Here is a 9273-nt window from a genome sequence, read left to right on the forward strand (position 1 = left end):
CTATCGAATAAGCGTTCTTCAGCTTTTGTTGCTATGGGGGGCGTTTCCATCATCGAGCTGTTCTTGTTTTGTAGTCGTCGCAAATATAAAATAAATCTGTCAGAGTACCAAATTTAGCCTTTGGGAAATAGGGGGTCCCGTTTTATTCCACGACTTCTCCGAGCAGTGTAGCACTTGTGCTGCCGGTAATTCTCACGTTCAGGAATTCGCCGATATGATGGTTTCCTTTGTCGAACACCACCATTTTGTTTTGTTGGGTGCGTCCGCAAAGTTGCTGACGGCTGCGCTTGCTGAAGTTTTCCACTAAGACTTCAAACATTTTTCCCTCGTCTTTCTTGTTGGCAACGGCCGACATGCGTGTCTGCAAGTCTATCATCTCGGCGAGCCGACGCAGTTTTATTTCTTCCGGAACGTTGTCGGGCAGATGTTTTGAGGCATAGGTACCCGGTCGTTCGCTGTACTTAAACATGAAAGCAGAGTCGTAGACTATCTCCTCCATCAGTGCGAGAGATTGCCGGTGGTCTTCCTCTTCCTCACCGTGGTAGCCCACGAAGATGTCGGTAGAAAGGCCGCAATCGGGGATAATCCGCCTAACGGCTGCCACCCTGTCTCTATACCATTCCGCGGTATAACGCCTGTTCATGAGTTTCAACACCTTGTTGCTTCCGCTTTGCACGGGCAGGTGTATATGGTTGCAGAGGTTGGGTTCTTCGGCTATGACGTGAAGTGTTTCGTCGCTCATGTCTTTCGGATGAGGTGTGCTAAACCTCACTCTCATCTTCGGAAAAGCACGTGCCACGTGGCGAAGGAGCTGCGGAAATCCTATCTCCGATGAGCCATCGGCCGGTTGGAAACGGTAAGAGTTCACGTTCTGCCCTAACAGTGTAATCTCTTTAAAGCCTTTTTCCTGCAAGTCGTGCACTTCTTTCACGATGCTTTCTATATCTCTCGACCGCTCCCGACCTCTGGTATAAGGCACGATACAGTAATGACAGAAGTTGTCGCAGCCCCGCATGATGCTCACAAAACCACTGATATGATTGCCCATGATGCGCTGGGGCACGATGTCGCGATAGGTCTCCGTCTTTGAAAGTTCTATGTTGATGGCTTTTTGTCCCAGCTCCGCTTGCGCTATCAAGTCGGGCAAATTGAGGTAAGAATCTGGTCCTGCAACAAGGTCGGCGTGGTGATTCTCGATGAGATCGTCTCTCACTCGTTCGGCCATACATCCCAAAACACCTAATATCACACGATGTTTCTTCGTGCTTTTGGCATGTAATGCCTCCAGCCGATGATAGATTTTATTCTCCGCATTCTCACGAACCGAACAAGTATTGAGGAACACTGCATCCGCTTCTTCTATGGATTCGCACATCTCATAGCCTGCCATCTGCATGACGGATGCCACGACCTCGCTGTCTGCCACATTCATCTGGCAGCCGTAGGTCTCAATAAAAAGTTTCTTCATTCACGCCTATTTTGCCTGCAAAGGTACGCGAAAAGGCGTGAAACGCAAAATAAATGCTTTCTTATTATATCTTTTTCAGTATCTGATTTCTTCCCTTTCTCGGCATGAAGTGTAGCTACAGACTTCCGGCCGTTTTGGTTTTTGCAGGTCGCGGAAGAGCCGTTTCACAAAGGAAAGAAAGCCCGTGCCTTTCCGATGCAAAAGTTATGGTTTGTCAAAGCATAGCTTTTACAGCCTCAAAGCATAGCTCTAAGCGCGTCAAAGCATAGCTCTTACACGCTCAAAGCTATCCTTTTACCTTTTACGCGTTAAGTGGCTGATACAAAGGAGCTAAGAAGGGGCGACAGAGGGGATAAGATTTGCCGACTTATCGCCTCTTTTATATTCACGGCTACACGAAATCATCGCCCAACTTGAGCTGTGCCTCATTCACGTATTTACGTATCAATGCCGAGGAATCCTCTTTCTTACAAATAATGAGCACATTGCCTTTCTCGGCCACGATGTAGCCATCCAGCCCATTGATAACCGCGAGTTTGCCATGCGGTAGCTTGACAATGTTGTTGTGAGAGTCTTCCAAAATCGCCTCCGAGTCTATGACCACGTTATCTTCTCCACTCTTGCTCATCATTTCATAGATGCCGTGCCACGTTCCGATGTCAGCCCATCCGAAATCGCATTTCAATACATACACGTTTTCACTCTTCTCGAGTATGCCGTAGTCGATAGAGAGATTGGGATATACGCAGAAGTTATCGTGCATGTAAGTATTTTCCTCTTCCACGGTGTTATGAGGATTCTGTTCATCGAGAGTGCTCAATACGGGAGGGAGCACATTGTGGAAGCAGGAGCGCAGATAGCGTGCATTGGCCAAGAAGAGACCTGTATTCCAATAAAATTCGCCGCTCTTCATAAACATCTCAGCGAAGTTTCGGTCGGGTTTCTCGGTAAAAGTCTTGACTTTAAAAAGATGGGGTACGGCCGTTGGCTCACCTAATTGTATATAGCCGTACCCGGGTTCGGGACGCGTAGGGGTGACACCCATAGTGAGCAACGCATCGTTTTGGGCAACGAAGTGAAGACCGGTAAGCATATTGTCGATAAAGACATCCTCTTTGGAGACAGCTTGATCGGAAGGAGTAACGAGGATGTCGGCATTGTCATCGTATCGCAATATGCGGTGAACAGCCCACGCTACACTTGGTGCAGTGTTGCGATGGATGGGCTCGGCCAGCACGTTTTGGGGGGTGATGTCGGGGAGTTGCTCCCTCACAAGATTCTCATAGACGATATTCGTACTCACGTAAATGTTTTCGGGTGGTATAAAGTTTGCCATCCGTCTATAGGTTTGTTGCAGCAGTGTGGTGTTCGTTCCGAAGAAATCGATAAACTGCTTTGGCATTTTCTCTCGGCTACAAGGCCACAGCCGGCGACCTTTTCCGCCAGCCAAGATAACACAATAGTGATGGTTGTTCATGGCTTTTGCTATTTAAATGAACGTTTCTGCCTACTAAATTACACATTATATATCATATAGACAAACATTCGATAGGTTTTAACCCAAATTGGCCATAAGATGATTTTTTATCTATCATTGGAGCTTTAAAGGCCAAAGTTTGTCAAAAAGACGTGTTTTTCATACGGCTATCAAGGCTCTTCAAAGGCAAATAAAAAGCGTGAAAAGTTTTGCTTGCGCCTGCTTTTCTTTGTATATTTGCAACCGACAAGACAAGAGAAAAGAACTCATGAAACGACCATGGCGCAGAAACTAACTCAGGAACAGACGCAGAAGCAAGTGCAGGTGCAGCGGCTTTCGCAGCAACAAATGTTGCAAATAAAGCTGCTGGAGATGCCGCTCACACAATTGGAGCAGAGCGTCATGGCCGAATTGGATGATAACCCTGCCTTAGAGGCAGGCTCGCCAGATGACATGGCAGAGAGTGAACCCGAGGAGAGTGCCGGTCTTTCAGACAGCGACAGAGAGGGCAACGAAGACTATGATGCCATGACCGAACGCGAAGAGCGGGAGGCTGCACTCGACGATGCCTTGTCTAACATCGGTATAGATGACCGCATGCCGGAGTATGAAACAGGCATGCACGACCGGCAGACGGCCGATTACGAAGAGATTGTATATGGCGATACCACGTCATTTTATGATAAACTAAAGGAACAGATGGGTGAGACGGAGCTTACCGAACGTCAGCGTGAAATCATGGAATACCTCATCGGTTCCCTTGATGACGATGGTCTGTTACGTAAAGAAACGGAGACAATCTCCGATGAATTAGCCATTTATCACGCCATAGATGCAACCCCCAAAGAGATTGAGGCTGTGCTCCATATCCTGCAAACATTCGACCCCGCCGGCATCGGTGCGCGCTCTCTACAGGAATGTCTGCTGTTGCAGATAGCCCGACGAGAACCTTCCCCCCTGACAGAACAAATGCGCCGTGTCATCACCGATAACTTCGAAGCCTTTACCAAGAAACATTGGGACACCATCGGCCGGCAGTTCGGTCTTACAGACAAGCAAGTAACAATGCTGCAAGAGGAGCTTAGGCGGCTGAACCCGAAGCCCGGTGCAGCATTAGGCGAGACGCAAGGACGCAGTGTTCAGCAGATAACCCCCGACTTCCTTATTGAGACCCATGAGGATGGTACGGTGTCTTTCTCGCTCAACAAAGGTCATCTCCCTGAACTTTATGTCTCGCCTTCGTTCCGAGAAATGCTGAAGACCTACCACACCGACCGTAAGACAATGAGCAGACAAGACAAAGAGGCTCTGCTCTATGCCAAGGAAAAGGTGGAGAGAGCCAAGGGTTTTATCGAGGCCGTAAAGCAACGTCGTCATACATTGGTGGTCACCATGCAAGCCATCATAGACAGGCAGAAACAGTTCTTTATCGATGGCGATGAGGCAGACTTACGCCCTATGGTGCTCAAGGATATTGCCGACAAAACGGGTCTCGACATCTCTACTATCTCACGTGTGAGCAATATCAAGTATGCCCAAACGAAGTGGGGGACATTTCCTTTGCGCTTCTTCTTTACCGACGGCTATACCACGGAAGCGGGAGAAGAACTGTCTACCCGCAAAATGAAGATAGCACTCAAAGAGATTATCGACGGCGAAGACAAGCACCGACCCATGAGCGACGACCAGTTGAAAGAAGAAATGAAACGCAAAGGATTCCCGATTGCCCGCCGCACGGTAAGCAAATATAGGGAACAGTTGGGTGTGCCGGTGGCGAGACTACGGAGGGAATAACGCAATGAGAAAGATAAACATTATGATGGCTGCTCGGGCAATGAGCGTCGTGTCCACTCCTTTTTATCTACCTGTGATAGGACTGGCGGCACTGTTTTCTTTCAGTTATCTCACCCTGTTACCATGGTCGTATAAATTGTTGGTGGTCGCCATGGTATATCTTTTCACCGTCTTATTGCCAACACTCCTTATCCATTTATACAGAAAATATCAGGGATGGTCGCTTCTCGATATCGGTGCCAAGGAACGTCGCATGGTTCCGTATGTGATTTCCATCCTCTGTTACTTCGCTTGTTTCTACCTCATGAATGTATTGCATATACCGCGATTCATGAGTTCCATCCTTGTAGCAGCCCTCATCATTCAGGTAGTCTGTGCTTTAATCAACGTTTGGTGGAAGATTTCTACCCATACGGCAGCCATCGGCGGTGTAGCCGGTGCCCTTATCTCGTTCTCCCTCATCTTCTCTTTTAACCCCGTTTGGTGGCTCTGTATTGTCATCATCCTCGCAGGAATGGTGGGAACGAGTCGCATGATTCTGCGCCAGCATTCACTCTTTCAGGTCGTTGCCGGCTTTTTGGTGGGACTGCTGAGCGCATTTTACATGATATTGATAGTATAAGCGGGCAAGTATTGATACAAGCAGACATGACATTTAACAACATAAGAAAAGAAATGGAAGCAACACCATTAGTAAGTATCATCATGGGTAGCACCAGCGATCTGCCCGTGATGGAGAAGGCCATGGCCTTTCTCGACGAGTTACATATCCCCTTTGAAGTAAACGCCCTCTCTGCACATCGTACCCCCGACGCAGTAGAACTGTTTGCCAAAAGTGCAAAGCACCGCGGTGTGAAGGTGATTATCGCAGGTGCCGGAATGGCTGCCGCCTTGCCCGGAGTGATAGCCGCATCGACCACACTGCCCGTTATCGGCGTGCCTATTAAGGGAATGCTCGACGGTCTTGATGCCTTGTTAAGTATCGTACAGATGCCACCGGGTATCCCTGTTGCTACAGTGAGCGTGAACGGAGCCATGAATGCGGCCATTCTCGCGACAGAGATGATAGCCTTGGGCGACGAAGCCGTGGCTGAGCGACTGACAACCTACAAGGCAAGTCTCGGCAGCAAGATAGAGAAGGCCAACAAAGAGTTGGCCGACATCACATATAAATACAAGACGAACTAACCATCTGCAGCATGCCCGATTTGTTCAACTACTTACGCCGAACGTCATCAGTGACCTGCATCGGCGACACCCCGATGGGCGGTGCCTACCCCATCCGCGTGCAATCCATGACCACCACGGATACCAACGATACCGAGGCAAGCGTGGCACAAGCCGAACGGATAGCCGATGCAGGGGGAGAGTATGTGCGCCTGACGACACAAGGAACACGGGAAGCAGAGAATTTAAAAGCCATCGGGATGCGCCTTCGTGCCGATGGCTACGCTACTCCGTTGATAGCCGATGTGCATTTCAATGCCCGTGTAGCTGACGTAGCTGCTCACTATGCCCAGAAAGTGAGAATAAATCCGGGGAATTACGTAGACCCTGCCCGCACCTTCAAAACCCTCGACTATACCGACGAGGAATATGCCAAAGAGATAGAGAAGATAGAACAACGCTTCGTACCATTCCTCCATATCTGTAAAGAACATCATACGGCAGTGCGCATCGGTGTAAACCATGGGTCGCTTTCCGACCGTATCATGAGCCGCTATGGCGATACACCTGCGGGTATCGTGGAAAGTTGCATGGAGTTTCTGCGTATCTGCAAGCGCGAGCATTTCGACGACGTAGTCATTTCCATCAAGGCCTCCAACACGGTTGTCATGGTACGTTCCGTGCGCTTGTTAGTCTCGGAAATGGAAAAAGAAGGTATGCACTATCCCCTTCATCTCGGTGTGACCGAGGCCGGAGAGGGCGAAGATGGGCGAATAAAGAGTGCTGTGGGTATCGGTGCACTGCTGGCCGATGGCATCGGCGACACCATCCGTGTATCTTTGAGTGAGGAACCTGAGGCAGAAATACCCGTTGCCCGTCGGCTTGTGGAGTATATCACACAACGTGCAGGACACTCCATGATACCCTGCGAACCCTTTACAGGTTTCGACTACCTGCAACCAGAACCGCGAGAAACCCACGGCATCGACATTGTCGGAGGGCAATCCCAGCCCGTTGTCATCGTCAGCGAAATGGGACTGAACGACCGATCTTCGGTTTTTGAAGCCCCCCAAGTGCCCCTCCCCGACTTTATCTACACAGGAGCATCGTTGCCCGAACGGCGACGCAAAGGACAGAAATACATCGTAGACTTCAATGTATACCACGGAGAAGCCGACACTTACCCCATCTTCCCCCATACGGCCATGCCGTTCATCGCCTCCGTCAATGCCCCTATGAAGTTTCTCGTATTGCAGTTCGGTGTCTCCGAAGAGGAATACACCGCTTGTTTGAAAGCGCATCCCGAGGTAGTGGTGGTATGTATGAGCAACCATAGCAACCGCTTGGGACATCAACGCGCCCTCGTTCACGAGATGATGGCACACGGACTGAAAAACCCGGTGATATTCAGCGAAGCCTACCGACACAGCAAGGAAGAGAAAGAAGACTTCCAGCTGGAGGCAGCTGCCGATACGGGGGCACTCATGATAGACGGTTTCTGCAACGGCCTTTGGCTCATGAACGACGGCACCCTCCCTGCCACCGACCTTGTTGCCACAGCACTCGGCATCTTACAAGCAGGACGTCTGCGCACTAGCAAGACCGAGTATATCAGTTGTCCAGGATGCGGTCGCACACTCTACGATTTGCGTTCCACCATCGCCCGCATCAAGGCTGCCACGTCCGACATGGCAGGTCTTAAGATAGGCATCATGGGATGTATTGTCAATGGGCCGGGCGAGATGGCCGATGCCGATTACGGTTATGTGGGAGCCGGCCCGCACCGTGTGTCGCTTTATCGGAAGAAAGAGTGCGTACAACGTAGCATTCCCGAAGAAGAAGCAGTAGACCGACTGCTCGAACTCATCCGCTCCGACCGACAGAAACTGCCCTGATTCATTTGCTCCATCCCCCGTTTCCCATAGAAAGAAATGGGGGATTTATTTTGCCGTCTAACCGATTTACACTACTTTTGTAGCCGAATTTCACTTTGAAAGAGATGATACATACATTGTTCACACGCCTTCTACGCATCGTCCTCGCGGCAATTGCCGTGCTGACAGTTGCCTCCTGCACCGAGAGAAAGTTCAGAGTGGAGGGTACTATCACGCAAGCCAAAGACTCCATCCTCTACTTTGAGAACATGAGCCTCAACGGACCGGTAGTGGTAGACTCTGCCAAGCTCGATGAAAAGGGTGACTTCTCTTTCTCGGATGTTGTACCGACTGCCCCCGAGTTCTATCGCTTGCGCATAGCCGGACAAATCATCCATATAGCCGTGAATGACACCCTCGAACACATCCGCATCAAGGCCTCATACCCCACAATGACCACGGAATACACCATAGAGGGGTCTTACGACTGCGCGAAAATCAAGGAATTGGCACTCATGCAGCAGCAATTGCAGCGGCGCCTTCTGGCCATCGACCGCAATCCCGCACTGGGCGTAGAGGCCACAGCCGACAGCATGTCGCGTATTATCGAGGCTTACAAAGACGACGTGAAACGACGCTATATCTTCAAAGAGCCCATGCGCCCCTATGCGTATTTCGCACTGTTCCAAGCATTGGGCGACAGACTTATCTTCAATCCCCGCGAAAGCAAAGACGATATCAAGGCTTTCGCCGCCGTGGCAACCAGCTGGGATACCTATTATCCTGAAGCCGAACGAGGTAAGAACCTGCATAACATCGCCATCGAGGGCATGAAAGACCTGCGTATTGTACAAAACCGGCAGGCTGTCCAACAGGTGGATATGAACAAGATGGGTGTATCCGGCATCATCGACATTGCCCTTTATGACAACAAAGGACACCTCCGCCACCTTACCGACTGCAAGGGAAAGGTGGTATTGCTCGATTTCCATATCTTTGCCACCAAAGCATCTACCGACCGTATCATGATGTTGAGAGACCTCTACAACAAGTATCATGTGCGGGGTTTTGAGATTTATCAAGTGTCTTTAGACCCCAACGAACACTTCTGGAAGACGCAGGTAGCCGCGCTTCCTTGGATTTCGGTACACGACGATAACGGTTTAAGCTCTCAATACGCTGCCACCTACAACCTGCAACGTGTACCCACCTACTTCCTCATAGACCGAAACAACGTGTTGCAGAAGCGTGATGTGCAGATAAAAGACCTGCACGCAGCAATAGAAAGCATGCTGTAAACGGGGCGCAATATTTTAAGAAAACATTTGCGTGTTTCACAAACTTTGTTTACCTTTGCCGCCATTATGCAGAATACAGCTATATATAATATAAGGAATGCGGTGCAGAAGAGAGTGTGTTTTTCTGCATCTTTTAACGCTTTATATTTGCATACACCAGAAAAAAGTGTAACACACACACACACACACACACAC

Annotated in this window: 7 protein-coding genes; 5 read left to right on the top strand and 2 right to left on the bottom strand. The window is 49.6% G+C overall.

All coding sequences use genetic code 11. The features are described from left to right. Positions 1-142: 142 nt before the first annotated feature. Positions 143-1468: a tRNA (N6-isopentenyl adenosine(37)-C2)-methylthiotransferase MiaB gene (miaB, locus tag HMPREF0658_RS06730; RefSeq protein WP_006949612.1), complete on the bottom strand. Its 1326-nt coding sequence runs from the start codon at positions 1466-1468 to the stop codon at positions 143-145. A 391-nt stretch (positions 1469-1859) separates the two neighbouring features. After that, a complete protein-coding gene (locus tag HMPREF0658_RS06735) occupies positions 1860-2945 on the bottom strand; it encodes a mannose-1-phosphate guanylyltransferase (protein WP_006949614.1) in 1086 nt (361 codons plus the stop codon). Positions 2946-3224: 279 nt separating this feature from the next. Between HMPREF0658_RS06735 and rpoN the strand changes: the two genes are divergently transcribed. The 5 genes from rpoN to HMPREF0658_RS06760 all read left to right on the top strand — a co-directional run bounded on the left by rpoN (position 3225) and on the right by HMPREF0658_RS06760 (position 9078). Next, entirely contained in the window at positions 3225-4739 is a 1515-nt protein-coding gene (gene rpoN / locus HMPREF0658_RS06740) for an RNA polymerase factor sigma-54 (protein WP_006949615.1), read from the top strand. 4 nt (positions 4740-4743) lie between these two features. Further along, entirely contained in the window at positions 4744-5361 is a 618-nt protein-coding gene (locus HMPREF0658_RS06745) for a phosphatase PAP2 family protein (RefSeq protein ID WP_006949616.1), read from the top strand. Positions 5362-5414: 53 nt separating this feature from the next. Continuing rightward, positions 5415-5927 carry a 5-(carboxyamino)imidazole ribonucleotide mutase gene (purE, locus tag HMPREF0658_RS06750; protein ID WP_036883652.1) on the top strand — a complete coding sequence of 171 codons (513 nt, stop codon included), beginning with the start codon at positions 5415-5417 and terminating at the stop codon, positions 5925-5927. Positions 5928-5938: 11 nt separating this feature from the next. Then, a complete protein-coding gene (locus HMPREF0658_RS06755) occupies positions 5939-7801 on the top strand; it encodes a 4-hydroxy-3-methylbut-2-en-1-yl diphosphate synthase (protein ID WP_006949618.1) in 1863 nt (620 codons plus the stop codon). Positions 7802-7905: 104 nt separating this feature from the next. Then, the gene (locus HMPREF0658_RS06760) at positions 7906-9078 is read left to right on the top strand and encodes a redoxin domain-containing protein (RefSeq protein ID WP_006949619.1); all 1173 of its coding nucleotides are present in this window, start codon (positions 7906-7908) and stop codon (positions 9076-9078) included. Positions 9079-9273: the final 195 nt, after the last annotated feature.

Source organism: Hoylesella marshii DSM 16973 = JCM 13450 (assembly GCF_000146675.1).
In the GTDB taxonomy this organism is placed as follows: Bacteria; Bacteroidota; Bacteroidia; order Bacteroidales; family Bacteroidaceae; genus Prevotella; species Prevotella marshii.